Origin of the sequence: Micromonospora sp. NBC_01699 (assembly GCF_036250065.1) — a bacterium.
Taxonomy (GTDB): domain Bacteria; phylum Actinomycetota; class Actinomycetes; order Mycobacteriales; family Micromonosporaceae; genus Micromonospora_G.
This window is the reverse complement of the sequence record NZ_CP109199.1, coordinates 5,237,664-5,253,222: the sequence shown is the minus strand read 5'-3', so window position 1 is coordinate 5,253,222 and position 15,559 is coordinate 5,237,664. Positions and strand designations below refer to the sequence as shown.

General features: G+C 72.2%; 14 protein-coding genes. 6 read left to right on the top strand and 8 right to left on the bottom strand.

What is annotated here, in order from left to right:
- Positions 1 to 106: 106 nt before the first annotated feature.
- The gene (locus OG792_RS21410) at positions 107 to 823 is read left to right on the top strand and encodes an AMIN-like domain-containing (lipo)protein (protein ID WP_329101567.1); all 717 of its coding nucleotides are present in this window, start codon (positions 107 to 109) and stop codon (positions 821 to 823) included.
- An 89-nt stretch (positions 824 to 912) separates the two neighbouring features.
- On the opposite strand, the gene OG792_RS21405 is transcribed toward OG792_RS21410, so the two are convergent.
- Complete coding sequence (locus tag OG792_RS21405) at positions 913 to 1,191, bottom strand: hypothetical protein (RefSeq protein ID WP_329101565.1); 279 nt, start codon at positions 1,189 to 1,191, stop codon at positions 913 to 915.
- 46 nt (positions 1,192 to 1,237) lie between these two features.
- Positions 1,238 to 1,669, bottom strand: coding sequence for a hypothetical protein (locus OG792_RS21400; protein WP_329101563.1), 432 nt, complete (start codon positions 1,667 to 1,669; stop codon positions 1,238 to 1,240).
- 600 nt (positions 1,670 to 2,269) lie between these two features.
- Here OG792_RS21400 and OG792_RS21395 point away from each other — a divergent pair.
- A complete protein-coding gene (locus OG792_RS21395; RefSeq protein WP_329101561.1) occupies positions 2,270 to 2,434 on the top strand; it encodes a hypothetical protein in 165 nt (54 codons plus the stop codon).
- A gap of 107 nt (positions 2,435 to 2,541) precedes the next feature.
- Here the strand turns inward: OG792_RS21395 and OG792_RS21390 are convergent, their stop codons facing one another.
- Positions 2,542 to 4,452 carry a chorismate-binding protein gene (locus OG792_RS21390; RefSeq protein ID WP_329101560.1) on the bottom strand — a complete coding sequence of 637 codons (1,911 nt, stop codon included), beginning with the start codon at positions 4,450 to 4,452 and terminating at the stop codon, positions 2,542 to 2,544.
- 341 nt (positions 4,453 to 4,793) lie between these two features.
- Between OG792_RS21390 and OG792_RS21385 the strand changes: the two genes are divergently transcribed.
- The 3 genes from OG792_RS21385 to OG792_RS21375 all read left to right on the top strand — a co-directional run bounded on the left by OG792_RS21385 (position 4,794) and on the right by OG792_RS21375 (position 9,312).
- Positions 4,794 to 6,164: an FGGY family carbohydrate kinase gene (locus tag OG792_RS21385; RefSeq protein ID WP_329101558.1), complete on the top strand. Its 1,371-nt coding sequence runs from the start codon at positions 4,794 to 4,796 to the stop codon at positions 6,162 to 6,164.
- A 140-nt stretch (positions 6,165 to 6,304) separates the two neighbouring features.
- The gene (locus tag OG792_RS21380) at positions 6,305 to 8,893 is read left to right on the top strand and encodes a sensor histidine kinase (protein ID WP_329101556.1); all 2,589 of its coding nucleotides are present in this window, start codon (positions 6,305 to 6,307) and stop codon (positions 8,891 to 8,893) included.
- Complete coding sequence (locus tag OG792_RS21375) at positions 8,890 to 9,312, top strand: roadblock/LC7 domain-containing protein (RefSeq protein ID WP_442932271.1); 423 nt, start codon at positions 8,890 to 8,892, stop codon at positions 9,310 to 9,312. Before OG792_RS21380 ends, OG792_RS21375 begins: the two co-directional genes overlap by 4 nt.
- A gap of 28 nt (positions 9,313 to 9,340) precedes the next feature.
- On the opposite strand, the gene OG792_RS21370 is transcribed toward OG792_RS21375, so the two are convergent.
- The 3 genes from OG792_RS21370 to OG792_RS21360 form a co-directional block, all read right to left on the bottom strand.
- A complete protein-coding gene (locus OG792_RS21370) occupies positions 9,341 to 10,339 on the bottom strand; it encodes a phosphotransferase family protein (protein ID WP_329101554.1) in 999 nt (332 codons plus the stop codon).
- An 86-nt stretch (positions 10,340 to 10,425) separates the two neighbouring features.
- The gene (locus OG792_RS21365; protein ID WP_329101552.1) at positions 10,426 to 11,337 is read right to left on the bottom strand and encodes a Vgb family protein; all 912 of its coding nucleotides are present in this window, start codon (positions 11,335 to 11,337) and stop codon (positions 10,426 to 10,428) included.
- A gap of 126 nt (positions 11,338 to 11,463) precedes the next feature.
- Complete coding sequence (locus OG792_RS21360; protein WP_329101550.1) at positions 11,464 to 12,171, bottom strand: SDR family oxidoreductase; 708 nt, start codon at positions 12,169 to 12,171, stop codon at positions 11,464 to 11,466.
- Positions 12,172 to 12,296: 125 nt separating this feature from the next.
- Between OG792_RS21360 and OG792_RS21355 the strand changes: the two genes are divergently transcribed.
- Positions 12,297 to 12,662: a MerR family transcriptional regulator gene (locus OG792_RS21355; RefSeq protein ID WP_329101547.1), complete on the top strand. Its 366-nt coding sequence runs from the start codon at positions 12,297 to 12,299 to the stop codon at positions 12,660 to 12,662.
- A 7-nt stretch (positions 12,663 to 12,669) separates the two neighbouring features.
- Here OG792_RS21355 and OG792_RS21350 read toward each other — a convergent pair whose 3' ends face one another.
- Both OG792_RS21350 and OG792_RS21345 read right to left on the bottom strand, forming a co-directional pair.
- Positions 12,670 to 13,191, bottom strand: a complete 522-nt coding sequence (locus OG792_RS21350) for a hemerythrin domain-containing protein (RefSeq protein ID WP_329101545.1) — start codon at positions 13,189 to 13,191, stop codon at positions 12,670 to 12,672.
- Between the two features lie 127 nt (positions 13,192 to 13,318).
- Positions 13,319 to 14,821: a GH1 family beta-glucosidase gene (locus tag OG792_RS21345; RefSeq protein WP_329101543.1), complete on the bottom strand. Its 1,503-nt coding sequence runs from the start codon at positions 14,819 to 14,821 to the stop codon at positions 13,319 to 13,321.
- Between the last annotated feature and the right edge of the window lie 738 nt (positions 14,822 to 15,559).

Sequence of the window (15,559 nt, the reverse complement as noted above, 5' to 3'; positions counted from 1 at the left end):
ATGATCCCGGCGGGCGCCCGGCCCGGACCCGGACCCTCGACGGATGGCGCAACTTCCGGGGCGCCGCCCCGGTAAACCCCGGACCGGCGGTACGCGTCAAAGGTGCATGACACGTCAGCGCGTACCATTTCTCGCATTTGTGGTCGTCATGCTCGCCACCGGCTGCACGTCGGCCGACCGGGGCGACCCGGCCACCCCGCAGCCGACGGCCGCCACGCCGCCGGTCGGACCGTCCACCCCGGCCACCGGCCCCGCGACCACGCCGGCCGCCCCGACCCGTGGACCCACCTCCGACCCGCCCGTCGCCGACGAGCGGGTGACCTACGGCTGGGCGGTGCCGAGCCGGGAGGTGCGGATCAGTCACCAGGTCCGGCTGCCGGTCGCGCCGCCACCGGCACCGCCGCTGCCGCTGCTGGTCGAGGTACGGGTGGGTGACCACCCGGCGGAGAACTACACCCGGATCACCTTCGCGTTCCGGGGCGGCCCGCCCTCCTACACCCTGGCCTACGTGCCCCGGGTGCTGGCCGACGGAACCGGCGACCCGGTGCCGCTGCCCGGCAACGCCTTCCTGCTGATCCGGTTCGACCCGGCGCAGGCCCACGACGAGCGCGGACGCAGCTCGCTGACCGGCTCACCCGAGCCCCGGCTGGGCTACCCCACCCTGCGCGGCTACGCCCTCGCCGGTGACTTCGAGGGGCACCTCAGCCACGGCCTGGGCATCCAGGTGGCAGCCGGCAGCGACCAGGCGCCACCGATCCGGGCACTGGAACTCACCCGTCCCGACGGCACCCGGGTCGTCGCCGTCGACGTACGCCGGAGCTGACCGGCGGCCGTCCGGTCAGCCCCGCCACCGGTGTGTCGTACCGGCACGGGCCAGTGGTGCACCCCGTGCCAGCGGAGCGCGATCGCCGCTCAGTGGTGCACCTCGCGCCGGACGATCGCGATCGCCACCCGGCAGAACTCGTCCATGTCCGGCGTGAAGCCGGCGGCGATGTCCGGGTGCAGGCCGGCCCGGGTCTCGTCGAGCAGCCGCCGGCAGACCTCCTCGACCGGCTCGCCGTCGTACCCGGCGCGGACGCGATCGCTCGCCACCCGCAGCGCCGAACTCAGTTGTTCCTCCAGCGGCCCGCGCAGGCTCTCCAGGGCCGGGCTCAGCCCGCCCGGGTCCAGTGTGACGTGTGGCTCCGACATGGGTACTCCCTTCGTCGGGTCCGCGGTACCCAACCGCGGGCGCCGCTCAACCTGCCGCCGGTATCGCGGCGACTCGAACCTCGTACGACGTCGTCTCCGCCGGCTCCTCCCGGTACGACATCCGGCGGATCTGCCGGTTGTCGACGTACAGCTTGACGTCGACCAGGGCGCCGAGGTGAGCCAGACCGATGTTGACCGCGTGCCGCTTGTCCTGGAGCACGGCTCCGACCCCGCCGAGCAGGGTGGCCGCGTCCGCGCCGTGGTGTTCGGGCGGGCAGTGCAGGACCAGATCCAGTTCGATCGGGTCGGTCAGCGCGGTCCAGCCGCTGTCCTGGGCGGCGGCGCAGGCGGCTTCGAGCAGGGCCCGCACCCGGTTCGCCTGGCGGTGCCCGGCCGAGAAGATCGAAAGCGCCTCGGTCCTGATCGGGGGCAGCCCGCTGACCTGGAAAGACAGCGTGCGGGTCCGAGTGTCCTGCACAGCGGCACCTCCTCGTTGATGACGATCCTGCCGAATGGATCGCCGGGACGGGGCACGTTTCGCCGATCGGGCGCGCGAGCCGGGGACGGTTGGTCCGGGGAGCGTGCCGGCGGCGGGTGGGTCCGGAGGTTCCCCGTGGGCGGGGACCCGGTCGCGCCTGGGTTCCGGGTGAGCCGGCCGGCATCGACGACGACCTGCTGTGACCGGAAGTTAACAACCACCGTATCCGACCGGTCGACCGCCCGGAACACCACTGTGGACGCGTCGGATGATCGATATGCCTGGCCGGGGCGGGGACGGACGGCCGGACCCGGCCAATCGATCTTGTCGTCGCCCCTCCCGTGGAAGCGCCGTCGACCCGCCGGCCTCCCCCCGTTGCCGCTCCGCCGACCCGTCCTCGACGGCGGTTCCGGGGTGACACGGTCGGATTCCGGACGGGGTAAATCGATGTTTTTTCGTGAACTGAGCGGGTAGGTCGCGTCGGGACAAAGCGGGCGAGGTCGGGCGAGGGCAGTCGGACGGTACGGGCGAGGGCAGTCGGACGGTACGGGCGAGGCGGGCGACGGTGGTCGGGACGGAACGGGCGAGGGGAGTGACCTGATGGTGAGCCGGACCGGCGCCGCGACGAGCTGGCGTGCTGGCCGCCGTCGGTGGGCCGGCGACCGGTCCGGCACCGGGCCGGTGATCGGGGACCGGCCCGGTGCCGGGCCGGGCATGGCGGCGGAGGCTGGGGTGTCGTGGCGCGGGCCGGCGGACGGCGCCTGACCACGCGGGACGAACCGGTGGTCCGAGCGAGGGCTCTCGACCCGCTCGAACCACCGGCGTACAGAAGCCCTACCCCGGATCCGGGGAGATATGCCGAACCCGCTCGCTCAGCGTGCCGGCGCCGCCGGGGTCGGCAGCAACTCGCCGAGCAGTTCGGCCAGCACCGCCAGGCCGTCCTGGCTGAGCACGGACTCGGGGTGGAACTGCACCCCGGCGAAGGTCCGGCCGCGCAGGGCGTGCACCGCGCCGTCGGCGGCGTCCCGGGCCACCCGGACCGGCCCGTACGCGGTGACCAGTTCGTCGGCGTCGGCGAGCGCGGTGAAGGTGGAGTAGAAGCCGACCCGCCGGACGCTGCCGAACAGCTCGACCTCACGTTGCAGCCCCTGGTACGGCGCGTCCCGCCGGTGCAGGCGAAGCCCGAGCAGCCCGGACAGCAGCTGGTGCCCGAGGCAGATGGCGAGGGTCGGCCGACCCTGGTCGAGCAGGCCGGTGAGCAGCCGCCGCAGGCTGTCCATCTTCGGGTCGTCGACCTGGTTCGGATCACCCGGACCGGGCCCCACCACCACCAGATCGGCGCCGTCGGCGAGTGCGTCGGCGGCGTCCTGCCAGAGGCGCAGCTCGACGGTGAGTCCCAGGGCCCGCAGCTGGTGGGCCAGCATGCCGGTGAAGGTGTCCTCCCCGTCGACGATCAGCACCCGCCGGCCGGCGAGCGCCGGCACCAGAGCGGCGCCGGGAGCGCGCTGCTCCAGCCAGAACCGGGCCAGCCGGTCGTTGCGGGCGGCCAGCGCGGCGCGTACCGCCGGGTCGTCGGCCAGGCGGTCCGGCAGCCCCGCCCCCCGGACCGGGGCGGCCGGGCGCAGCCCGAGCGCGGCGAGCACGCCGGCCGCCTTGGCGTGGGTCTCGGCCACCTCTCCCTCCGGCGTCGAGTGGCGGACCAGGGTCGCGCCGACCGGCACCCGCAGCGCCCCGGCCGGGGAGATCTCGGCGGTACGGATCAGGATCGGCGCGTCGAGGGTCTGCCGCCCCTCGTCGTCGAGGCCGAGCAACGCCAGCACCCCGGCGTAGTAGCCCCGGCCCCGCCCCTGCTCCCGGCGGGCGATCACCCGGCAGGCGTTCTCCATCGGGGAGCCGGTCACCGTGGGGGCGAACATCGTCTCGCGCAGCACGTCGCGTACGTCCAGCGAGCCCCGGCCGGCGAGCAGGTACTCGGTGTGCACCAGATGCGACATCTCCTTCAGGTACGGCCCCACCACCTGCCCGCCCTGCTCGGCCACGGTCGCCATCATCTTCAGTTCCTCGTCGAGCACCATGTACAGCTCGTCGGTCTCCTTCGGGTCGGCGAGGAAACGCAGCAGCGCGTCCCGGTCCGCCGGCCCGTCCGGGTGCCGGAAGGTGCCGCTGATCGGGTTCATCATCGCCAGCCCGTCCTCGACGCTGACGTGCCGCTCCGGGCTCGCCCCGACCAGGGTGCGGGTGCCGGTGTGCACCACGAAGGTCCAGTACGCGCCGCGTTCGGCGGTCAGCAGCCGGCGCAGTGCCGCCAGCGCGGCGGTCAGCGGCTCCCCGACCAGGTTGGCCCGATAACTGCGGTGGATCACGAAGTTGGCGCCCTCGCCCCGGCCGATCTCCTCCCGCAGGACCTGTCGGGTGATCTCCGCGTACTCCTCGTCGGGCAGGTCGAAGGCGCCGCCGTCGGTGCGTACGGGCTGGTCGGGCAGGGCCGCCAGGACCCGCTCCAGCGGGACCCGCTGCTGCGCGCCGATGGTCAGGCACTCCAGCGGGGCGCCGTCGTCGACGCAGGCGAAGCCACGCTCGGCGATCTGCCGGTACGGCACCAGGGCCAGGGTGCGGGCACCGGCCGGGCCGTCCGGCAGCGGGATGTCGGCCAGTCGCTCGACCGTACGCAGCTGCCCGGTGAACACCTCCAGGTCCGGGGCGTCGGCACGCCGGATGATCGCGAACGGACCGGGTCCGGTGCCGGCGGCGATCATGCTGAGCAGGTGCGAGAGCAGGTCCATGGGCGTCTCCTCGGGCCGGGGGCCGTCCGGTGTGGCGGCCGGGGAGCGGGGAGGACGCTGGCGGCCACCGGGTCGGGCGGCCGCGTGAAAGAACTACGCGCGAAGGTCGGCCGCCGGGTTGGCGGGCCACCAGAATTGGCATCGCGCGATCATGTTCCGGAGGCTACGAGGGGCCGCGGCCAGCGTCGGCGACCGCCCCACCCGCCGTCCACCAGGTGGACCGAAATCGATCAGTCAATCGGTACTTGTCGATGCGGTGCGGGCCGTCGGGCCACCGGGCCGCCGCCGGCCGCCGCCACCGTGGGCATACCGGCCGGGCCCGCCGGGTACGGTGGCCGGCGATGAACATTCTCGCGCTCGACCTGGGCACCTCGTCGGTACGGGGGCTGGTCCTCGACGCCGACGCCGTGCCGCTGCCCGGTGCCCTGGCACGCCGGAAGATGACCATCACGATCGGCGACGACGGGGCCGCGACCCTGGACGCGACCGACTACCTGACGGCGCTCGAAGCCTGCCTCGACGAGCTGAGCGAGGCCGGCCACCTCGACAACATCGGCCTGGTCGCCACCGCCGCCCAGTGGCACTCGGTGCTCCCGCTCGACCAGCACGGAAAGCCGCTCGGACCGGTGCTGACCTGGCTCGACAGTCGCTCGTCGCCACCGTCGACCATGCCCGGCCCGGCCGACCCGGACGACTTCCACCACCGTACGGGCACCTGGTGGCACCGGTTCTACTGGAGCGTACGGCTGCCCTGGCTGCGGGAGTCGTCCGACATCCGCCCGGCGCGCTTCGTCGGACTGGTCGAGTACGCCTTCGGCGCCCTGCTCGACCACGCCCCGATGTCGGTCTCCCAGGCATCCGGCACCGGCCTGCTCGACCTGCGCACACTGGACTGGGACCCCGAGGCGTGCGCGCTGGCCGAGGTGGGCCGCGGTGAGCTGCCCGAACTGGCGGCGGTGGACTGGACCGGGCGGCTTCGCCCCGACCTCGCCCGGCGCTGGCCGGGGCTGCGGGACGTACCGTGGTCCTGCCCGACCGGCGACGGCGCCGCGTCCAACGTGGGCTCCGGCTGCGTCGACCCGTACCGGGCGGCGGTCACCGTCGGTACGTCGGCGGCCGTCCGGCTGGTCCAGGCGGCGCCCGCGGGAGCGGTCCTGCCGCCGCTGCCGGACGGGCTCTGGCGGTACCGGGTGGACCACCGGCACATCGTCACCGGGACCGCCTACTCCGCCGGCGGCAACCTGTTCGCCTGGGCGAACAAGGTGCTGCGGCTGCCGTCGGGAGCGGAGCTGGAGCAGGCGCTGGCCGCGATCCGACCCGGTGCCGGCGTGGTCGCCGACCCCCGGTTGGGCGGCGACCGGCCGCCGGGCCTGGCCCCGGCCGGCTCCGGCAAGGTGTACGGGCTGAGCTTCGGGACCAGGGCGGTGGACATCTTCGCCGGCCTGATGGAGGCCCTGTGCCGGCAGGTGGCGGCCGACCTGACCGAGATCGAATCCACCGTGGACTACCCGGTCGAGGTGGTTCTCGGCGGCGGTGCGGTGGCCGCGTCGCAGTGGTGGCGGGACGCCTTCGTCTCGGCGCTGGCACCGCGCCGGGTGAGCCACGTACGCAATCCGGAGATCGGCGCGACCGGTGCGGCATTGATCGCGATCGGTCGGTTCCACGACGGCGTCGTGCTCGAACGTATCAGCCGGACGGATGAGGGTCACTAGGCGAGTCCGGTAGCACCGGCTGGGCCGCAGTATCCTTCCTGTGCCGCGCTGCTGTTCGGATGGTTGACAGGGCTCTCCTACCTGGTTGAGATGAACCCCGCTCCTCGACGTGCCCGGCATCGAGGAAAGTAGGAGGCGTGGTGGCTGCTGCTCTTGACCCCTCGGGCAGCGGGGTGCCCAACCACCGTCGCCGCCGGCTCGACGTGCGCGTCGTGCCACATCGACGACGATCTCCGCTGCGGCTGCGGGACTGGCGCCTGCGGGTGAAGCTCGGCGCGGTGCTGGTCATCCCGTCGGTGGCGTTCCTGGTGCTGGCCACCGTGCAGACCGGCACCCTGCTCGGACAGGCCAACGTGCTGGGCGAGTTCGCCCAGGAGGTCGCCATCGGTCGACAGATCACCGCCCTGGTGCACGAGTTGCAGCAGGAACGGGACCGGACCGCGGGCGAGCTGGCCGGGGCGGGGGCCTCGGCCGACGGGCGCGGCGACCCGGCTCGGATCCAGGGCGCCCTGAAGGCGACGTACGACGCGGCCGACCAGGCGACCACCCGGTTGCAGGAGGCCGCGGCGCCGCTGGCCGACGTGGATGCCTCCTGGCGGGTCTCCTACGCCCGGGTGATGGACGCGCTGCGCCAGCTTCCCGACGTCCGGTCGGCGGTCCCGGCCGGTGTGCTCAACGTCAACACCGTCCTGGGCACCTACAACCGGGCCATCGAGGCGCTGCTCACCCTGCTCGCCGAGCCGTCACCCGGCGACGACGAGCAGGACCTGACCGACCGGGTCCTGCGCTACGTGCAGATGGCCCGGGTCAAGGAGATCGGTTCGCAGATCCGGGGAACGCTCTACAGTGCCGCCCGAGCCGGCCAGTACGGCCTCGACGACTCGGTGGAGCTGACCGACCTGCGGGCCCAGCAGCTCACCGCGCTCGGTGACTTCCGGGTCGCGGCGACCACCCCGCAGATCCAGCTCTACCAGCAGGCCGCCGCCGATCCGGGCTTCAAGACGGCGATCGAGCTGGAGGAGGACACCATCGCGGTCGGCGCCAACGGCGCGCAGGTGCTCGCCCCCGACACCTGGTGGCAGGTCAGCCAGCAGCGGCAGGAACTGCTCCGCCAGGTCGAGGCCGCCGTGCTCGGAGACGCCGTACGCGTCGCCGAGGACCGCAGCTCCGACCAGTTGCGCCGGACCCTGCTGGTCGCCGGCGGGGTGCTGGCCGTACTCCTGGTCGGTCTGGCCACCTCGGTCATCATCGGCCGGTCGCTGAACCGCTCGCTGCGGATGCTGCGGGGTCAGGCCCTCCAGGTGGCCCAGATCGATCTTCCCGAGGCCCTGGAGCGCCTGCGTACGGTCGAATCGGGTGTTCCCCACATCGAGGTACCGCCGGCGATCGTCCGGTCGATGGACGAGATCGGTGAGGTGGCCGAGGCGTTCGTGGCCGTCCACCGCAGCGCGGTCACCGTCGCCGTCGAGCAGGCGGTGATGCGGCGCAACGTCAACGCCATGTTCGTCAACCTGGCCCGCCGCAGCCAGCTGCTGGTCGAACGCCAGCTCGAACTCCTCGACGAGCTGGAACGGGAGGAGGGCGACCCGGACCAGCTGGACAACCTGTTCAAGCTCGACCACCTCGCGGCCAGGATGCGCCGTAACGACGACAGCCTGCTGGTCCTCGCCGGCACCGAGTCCACCCGCCGGTGGAACCGGCCGGTTCCGCTCTCCGCCGTGATGCTCGCCGCCGTCGCCGAGGTGGAGCAGTACCAGCGGGTACGGCACGAGAGCGCCGACCAGCTCTACCTCGTCGGGCACGCGGTCGCGGACCTGGTCCACCTCCTCGCCGAGCTGCTGGAGAACGCGGCGACCTTCTCCCCACCGGACACGGTGGTGCGCATCTCCGGGCGCGCCGAGGCACCGGGCGCGGCGCTGATCGAGATCGTCGACGAGGGGCTGGGCATGAGCCCGACCGCCGTGGACGAGGCCAACGCGCTGCTCGCCGTACCGCCGGCGGCCGACGTGGCCGCGTCGGAACGGATGGGCCTGTTCGTGGTCAGCCACCTGGCCGCCCGCCAGCACGTCAAGATACGGCTGCGGGCGATGGATCACGGGGTGACGGCGTCGGTGCTGCTGCCGCCCGCGCTGCTGGCCGCGCCGCCGAGCCAGGCGGAACTGGAGCAGGCCCCGAACCGGCGGGTCCTGGCCGGGCTGCCGACCAACGCCGGGCCGCCGACGAACCGGGCGCGCAACGGCAACGGCACCGGACCGGCGGCGCAACCGCCGGTCGCCGACGAGTTGCCGGTCGCCGGCCGTCAGCCGGGCCTCGGCGCCTCCCGGCGACCCGTCCGCAGCGTGCCGACCCGGGCCGAGGACGTGCTGACCCCGGCGGCGGGTGGCTCGGCGGAGAACAGCACCTGGTGGTCCCGGCAGGGCCGGGCCGGTGGGCAGCCGGCGGGCCGGGCGACCCCCGCCGCCGCGCCGTCGCCCGCCGAACCGGTCACCCGGGTCACCGTGGCGGTGAACGCCAACGGCCTGCCGGTCCGGGTGCCGATGGCGCAACTGCCGTCGGCCAACGAGCCGACGCCGCAGGTGGTGCGGGTCCAGCGGCACGAGCCGGATCCGGATGCGGTGGGTGGGATGCTGTCCAAGTTCTACGGCGGCGTACGGCGGGCCGAAGCCGAGGAGACCACCGAGATAACCATGGCGCCGGCCGGCGCGGGCAAGGAAGAGGAGCAACAGTGACGACGCTGAGCCAAACGGCACGAGACCTGAACTGGCTGGTCAGTGGATTCGCCGAGCGCGTGCCCGGGGTGGCGCACGCGATCGTGGTCTCGGCCGACGGGCTGCTCGTCGCGGTCTCCGACCACCTGCCGCGCGACCACGCCGACAAGCTGGCGGCGGTCACCTCCGGGTTGATGAGCATCACCGCCGGTGCGGCCCAGATGTTCGACGGGGACATCGTCAAGCAGACCGTGGTGGAGATGGGTCGCGGTTACTTCCTCGTCATGCAGGTACGCGACGGCTCGATCCTGGCCACCCTCGCCGCGACCGACGCCGACATCGGCGTGGTCGGCTACGAGATGGCCCGGCTGGCCAAGCAGGCCGGCGAGATGCTGACCCCGGCGCTGCGCGCCGAGTTGCAGCAGGCACTGCCCCGCTGAATCGGGGACGACTCGGTGGCCGGTGTGCTCAACGGAGCTGGCCGAGCTGGGTGACCAGCAGCTCGGCCAGCCAGCGTTCGAACCCCTCCCGCTCCGGGCCCCGCCACCCCCGGGTGGCCCCCTCGACCAACATGACCAGGTAGAGGTAGCAGGTGTAGAGGGCCAGCCTGCACCGTACGTTCGGGGTCGGCTCGATCGTCGCGTGGCCGGCGGCGGTGTAGGCGGCGAGCAGGTCCGGCAGTTCGGCCGGGTCCCGGAACAGGGTCATCGACACGAACTCGGCCACCGGGTCGCCGTAGAGGGCCCGCTCGCCGTCGATCAGCCCGGTCAGCGTGGCGCCGCCGGTGCCGTCGGGCAGCACGAAGACGTTGCCGTCCCAGAGGTCGAAGTGGACCAGCGCCGGCCGGTCGACCTCGTCCAGCACGTCGCCGTGCCGGCCGAGCAGTGCCCCGATCTCGTCCACCGGGACCGGCAACCGGCTGCCCAGCCGCCGGGCGTCCGCCAGGATCTCCCACACCATCGCCCCGAACGCGGCCCGCCAGGTCGGTTGCCAACTGCGGCTGTTGCGCAGCGGATACCCGTACGCCGGGCCGGTGATCGTGTGCAGGCGGGCCGTCTCTGCGGCGACCTGCGCGCGCACGGCGGCCAGAGCCGCCGGGCCGAGGCCGTCGCGCACGCTGTCCAGGGACACCCCGTCGATCCGGCTGAGGAAGACGAAGTCGCTGCCGACCAGGTCCCGCTCGCCGTCCGCGAAGACCACCTCGGGTACGGCGACACCGGCGGCCCCGGCCCGGCGGAAGAACTCCACCTCGGTACGCATCAGGTCGACCTCGTGGCTGAGCAGCTTCAACCCCGGCGGCGGGGCGATCTTCAGGACGAGTTCGGCACCGTCGGTGAGCCGGATCGCGTAGGCGACGTTGAAGTGCCCGTCAGTCAGCTCCCGGGACCGCTCGATCCGGGCGGCGGCGCCGAAGCCCCGCCGCACCAGCGCGCCGAGTTCGGCCTCGCTGACGCGCAGCTTCGTCATGCTCTCCACGTCGTCCCCCGACTACCCCTCGATGTGCGGATGGAGCGCTCTCCCGATCGGGCTCCACGAGGATATCCGCCGCGCTGTCACGGCTCGACCCGGTACGCGGGCGCGAGGCGGGCGAGTGCTCCCGTCTCCAGCGCTGTCCAGACCGCACCGTCGGCGCCGACCGTGATGCCGTGCGGTTCCGAGGCCGGGCTCGGCAGGTCGTGGTGCCGGAATCCGCCGGTGGGGTCGATCCGCCCGATCCGGTTGGCGGACCATTCGGTGAACCAGCACCCGCCGGCCGGGTCACCGACGATCGCGTGCGGTCTGGCCGCCCGGTCCGGCAGCGGGAACTCCCGGATGCCGCCGTCGGGTGTGATCCGGCCGATCTGGCCGGCGCCGATCTCGACGAACCACAGCGCGTTGTCGGCGCCGGGTGTGATGCCGACCGGTCCGGCGTCGGGAGTGGGCAGTTCGTGCAGGCTGACCGTGCCGTCGAGCCCGATCCGGCCGACCGCGTTCGCCTGGTTCAGGGTGAACCACAGCCCGTCGTCCGGACCCGGGCAGATCATCGACGGGTAACCGCCGCCGACCGGGAGGGGAAACTCGGTGATCACGCCGTCGGTGGTGATCCGACCGATCGCGTCGCCGTTCATCTCGGTGAACCACAGGGCGCCGTCCGGGCCCGAGGTGATACCGAACGGTCCGCTGCCCGGCGTCGGGGTCGGGAACGACACGATCTCGCCGTCGGTGGTGATCCGGCCGATCCGGTGGTCGCGCGAGCGGGTGAACCACAGGGCGCCGTCGTCGCCCGCTGTGATGATCGACGGTCCGCAGGTGGCCGAGTCGAGGGGGTGGACGACCACCTCGCCGGCGAGGTCGAGGCGGCCGATCCGGCCCGCGTGGACCATGGTGAACCACAGTCCCGCGTCCGGGCCGGCGACGATGCCGTACGGGCCGGCCTGCGGGTCCGCCAGCGGGGTCTCGATGATCGACGGGCTGGTGGTTGACACGGGATGGCCGTCCTTCGGGCAGGTGGGACTTGACTGGGCCGCCAGGACACTGTGAACCGCCGACGGGGGCGGTGCAACCGGATTGGTGGGCGCCGGTCGGGGCATCCGCCGAGGCTGGCGCGGTCGTCAGAAGGCTGACGGGACCTGGGTGTAGAACAGGCTCGGGTCGGCCGCGAGGGATGCCTTGACCCGGGCACTCCAGTCGTCGACGAGCACCTCGAACCGGCCCGCCTCGATGCCGTCGAGTCCGGCGCGTGCGACGTCGGCGGGGTCGACCATCGCGCCGTCGTAGCCGGCCATCATGTCGGTGTCGGCGGCGCCCAGGTGCAGCCCGGTGACCAGGGTTCCCTGACCGGCGAGTTCGAGGCGGATGCCGTTGGTCAGGCTCCACTGCGCCGCCTTCGCCGCGCCGTACGCGTTGGCGCCGTCGTACGAGAACCAGGACATGGCGGACAGGATGTTGAGGATCGCGCCGCCGCTGACGCCCAGTACGGGTGCGAAGGCGCGAACCATGTGGAGGGTGCCGTAGAAGTTGGTGTCCATCTCCCGGCGAATGGTGTCGAGGTCGCCGGTGACCAGGTTGGTGTACGTGGAGATGCCGGCGTTGTTGACCAGGAGCGTGACGTCCGGGGCAGCCTCGGCGGCGGCCCGTACCGAGGTCGGGTCGGTGATGTCGAGGCGCAGCACCTCCGCGCCGGGCAGGTCGACGAGTTCGGGGCGGCGTGCGGTCGCGTAGACCTTCTTCGCGCCGCGTTCCAGGAGTTGCCGCGCGAACTGCCGGCCGATTCCGCGGTTGGCGCCGGTGACGAGCGCGATGGAACCAGAGATCTTCATGGGTGTCTCCTCGGATGGGCACATCGACGATTGCGCTGTGCGGTGGTTCGCGGACTACGCTAAAACCTGACGTTGACGTCAAAGGCAAGTGATGTGACCCACGGCATACGTATGAGGAGTGGTCGATGCGCATCGGCGAGCTCGCCGCCAGGTCGGGCGTCAGTACGCGCGCCCTGCGCTACTACGAGGAGCAGAGGCTGCTGGCATCCGAGCGCAGCCCGAGCGGGCAGCGGACCTATCCGGAGAGCGCGGTCGACCGGGTGCGGCTGATCCAGCAGCTCTACTCCGCCGGCCTGGCGAGCAGGTCGATCGTCGAGCTGCTGCCGTGCGTGGTGACCGGGGTGGCGAGCCCCGAACTGCTCGACCGGTTGGCGGCCGAGCGGAAACGCATCGAGGGCCAGATCAACGACCTGATCGATACCCGGGACCGGCTCGACACGGTCCTCGCCTCGGCCGCCGAGAGCATGTTCCGGCCCTGTGCCCCCGGCTGAGCGCGGTTCACCCTCTGTCGTCGTCCCCGCTGAGCAGGAAGTCCGGCCGGTCCGCGCGCCAGCCCGGTACGTCCATCGAGTTCAGTACGGAGATCAGCTTCTTCTCCTCGTAGATGAAGTGGGTCTCCATGATGGCCGACAGGCCGTCCAGTTCCTCCCGTACCCGGGTGGCGGTGGCCGGATCCGGGTTCACCGGCAGGTTGTCCAGCAGCTTCCCCAGGCTGCCCAGGATCCAGTCGATCCGGTTGTGGTCGGTCTTCAGGTCGCCGATCACCTTGCGCAGCTCCGGGAACTCCTCGGCGATCACCGGGAACGCCCCGCCGTCCTCGCCGGTGTGGTGCCGGGCCAGGGCCGAGCAGAAGCTGAGGCAGTGGACCCGCAGGTCGCGCGGGAGCAGGCCCTCGCCCGCGAAGTAGGCGTCGACGTCGTCCCGGAGGTCTTCGAGTCGCTCCCGAAGCCAGAGGTGCACCTGGACCAACTGGTTGCCGAAGGCGGTGAGACGGCTGGCCGCCTCGAAGTCCGAACCCAATGCTCTCCCCAGGATCGGGCGTCACCGTGGCGGGACGCCGTGGACCGAGGGGCCAGTATCCCAAGCGGCACCGGCCGGTGCGGTGCGCGTCCCGGCGACGGGACGCGCACCGCACGACCGGGGATGCTCAGACCTCGTTGTCCTTGATCACCCGTCGGTACCAGTGGGCGCTGCGCTTGAGGATGCGCCGTTGGGTGGGGTAGTCGACGTAGACCAGGCCCCAGCGCTGCTCGTACCCCTCGTTCCACTCGAAGTTGTCCAGCAGCGTCCAGACGTGGAAGCTCTCCAGCCGTACCCCGTCGGCGATGGCCCGGTGGGCGGCGGCGAAGTGGTCGCGCAGGAAGTTGACCCGGCCGGGGTCGTCGACCCGGTCGCCGTCGAGTTTGTCCGGGGTGGGCAGCCCGTTCTCGGTGACGGTGAGCGGTACGTCGCCGTAGTCCCGCCGTACCCGGGTCAGGATGTCGTACATCCCGTCGGGGTAGATCTGCTGCCAGTCCGCCTCCGAGGTGGGCCACTTCCGTTGGCTGCCGCCGGCCGGGGTGACGTAGATCGGGGTGTAGTACTGCACGGCGAGCAGGTCCACCGGCGCGGAGATGATTTTCAGGTCGCCGTCGCGGATCCCCTTGACCATGCGGCTGTCGGGTCCGAGGTCGTCGAGCACGTCGGTGGGGTAGCTGCCCTTGAAGATCGGGTCCAGGTAGAGCCGGTTCTCGTAGCCGTCCCGGAGGCGGGTGGCCGCCTCCGCCTCGGCACCTTCCACGGCGGGGTAGCAGGGGTGCAGGTTCAGCGCGGGGCCGATCCGGGTCTTGCCGCCGGTGGCGCGCAGTGCGGCGACGGCGAGCCCGTGCGCGAGTTGCAGGTGGTGGGCGACCAGGTAGGCGGCGTCGGGGTCGCGGTGGCCGGGGGCGTGGTGGCCGGTCACGTACCCGTTCTGCACGACCGTCTTGGGCTCGTTGACGGTCAGCCAGACCGGCACCCTCTCGCCGAGCGCGCGGAACACGTGGTCGGCGTAGTCGGCGAAGCGGTAGGCGACGTCGCGGTTCTCCCAGCCGCCGGCGTCCTGTAGCGACTGGGGGAGGTCCCAGTGGAAGAGGGTGGCCATCGGGGCGATGTCGCGGGCCAGCAGGCCGTCGACCAGCCGCCGGTAGAAGTCGAGTCCGCGCTGGTTGGGCGTGCCGGTGCCGTCGGCCTGGATCCGGGACCAGGAGATGGAGAACCGGTACGTCTTGAGGCCCAGGTCGCGCATGAGGTCGAGATCGGCCTCGTACCGGTGGTAGTGGTCGGCCGCGACGTCGCCGGTGTCCCCGCCCCGGGTCCGGCCGGGGGTGTGGCTGAAGGTGTCCCAGACGGACTCGCCCCGGCCGTCTTCCTTGGCCGCTCCCTCGACCTGGTACGCCGAGGTGGCCGCGCCCCAGCCGAAGCCGTCCGGGAAGCGGAGGCCGAGCCGGGTCTCCGGGTCCGGGCTGCGGTCCGGACCGGAGTCGGTGTCGGCGTCGCAGGCGGCGGTGACGGCGGCGCTCGCCGCGACGGCGGCCGTCGTCGAGGCGCCCGCGCTCACGCGGGCCGCGGTGGCGGCGCTGGCGGAGAGCGCGGCGCGGCGCAGCAGGTGGCGCCGGGTCAGTACGGACATATGGCTTGTCTCCTCGTGTGTGGGGCCCATCCGCGAATGACGCGTTTCGGGAGCGCTCCCATCAGAAGGTAGCGGCCGCCCGGGTGGTTTGCGTATGGGTTGTTCGGCTGGCGAAGACTTCGGGCTGGGCCTCGTCCTCGCCCGCACCCACGTACCGGTGACCACGCCGTCGGGGCCCCTCGCGGTCGGGGCGGACTGACTCGTTCGGCGCCGGGCACGCAACAGGTCGACCGGGTGGGCGCGACGCGCCTGTCCTGTCGACCTATTTCCCCCTTGCCGAAGGGGGTATAGCGTGGGGACGGGGAGGGCAACCCCCGTCCCCACCATCAGTTACACACACGCACGAACGGAATTGGCGTCCAGGTCGTGCGTGTCGCGCGGGAGCCGGGCCACGCGAGTGGCTCTGGTTCCACCTCCTCTCGACGGTGGTGAGTCGGCTGACGGCGGAGTCCGGGCTGGCCCGTCGTCAGCCCCACGGCTGAGCGGTTGACGCTGCCCGGGGCTACCGGGTAGCGCCTGATCGGAAGGTCGGGGGCGTCGCGTTTCCGGTTCGACCCGTGCTTCCCAGACGTGCTGTAGGTTCAAACCACTTACATCGCTATCGATGGAAGCGCTCCCATCGACGTGATTGGACTGTATCCCGCGTCACGGGTTTGTGAAAGACCCAAAATAAGATCGAAACATCCGACCAACGTCGATGTAACGCCAACGTGCTGGCCTTGATCGGTCATGGATGCA

Excerpts from the sequence above, each read along its gene's own strand:
- OG792_RS21410 (WP_329101567.1), top strand. The coding sequence starts at position 107 with ATGACACGTCAGCGCGTACCATTTCTCGCATTTGTGGTCGTCATGCTC.
- OG792_RS21405 (WP_329101565.1), bottom strand. The coding sequence starts at position 1,191 with ATGTCGGAGCCACACGTCACACTGGACCCGGGCGGGCTGAGCCCGGCC.
- OG792_RS21395 (WP_329101561.1), top strand. The coding sequence starts at position 2,270 with ATGGTGAGCCGGACCGGCGCCGCGACGAGCTGGCGTGCTGGCCGCCGT.
- OG792_RS21390 (WP_329101560.1), bottom strand. The coding sequence starts at position 4,452 with ATGGACCTGCTCTCGCACCTGCTCAGCATGATCGCCGCCGGCACCGGA.
- OG792_RS21385 (WP_329101558.1), top strand. The coding sequence starts at position 4,794 with ATGAACATTCTCGCGCTCGACCTGGGCACCTCGTCGGTACGGGGGCTG.
- OG792_RS21370 (WP_329101554.1), bottom strand. The coding sequence starts at position 10,339 with ATGACGAAGCTGCGCGTCAGCGAGGCCGAACTCGGCGCGCTGGTGCGG.
- OG792_RS21360 (WP_329101550.1), bottom strand. The coding sequence starts at position 12,171 with ATGAAGATCTCTGGTTCCATCGCGCTCGTCACCGGCGCCAACCGCGGA.
- OG792_RS21355 (WP_329101547.1), top strand. The coding sequence starts at position 12,297 with ATGCGCATCGGCGAGCTCGCCGCCAGGTCGGGCGTCAGTACGCGCGCC.
- OG792_RS21345 (WP_329101543.1), bottom strand. The coding sequence starts at position 14,821 with ATGTCCGTACTGACCCGGCGCCACCTGCTGCGCCGCGCCGCGCTCTCC.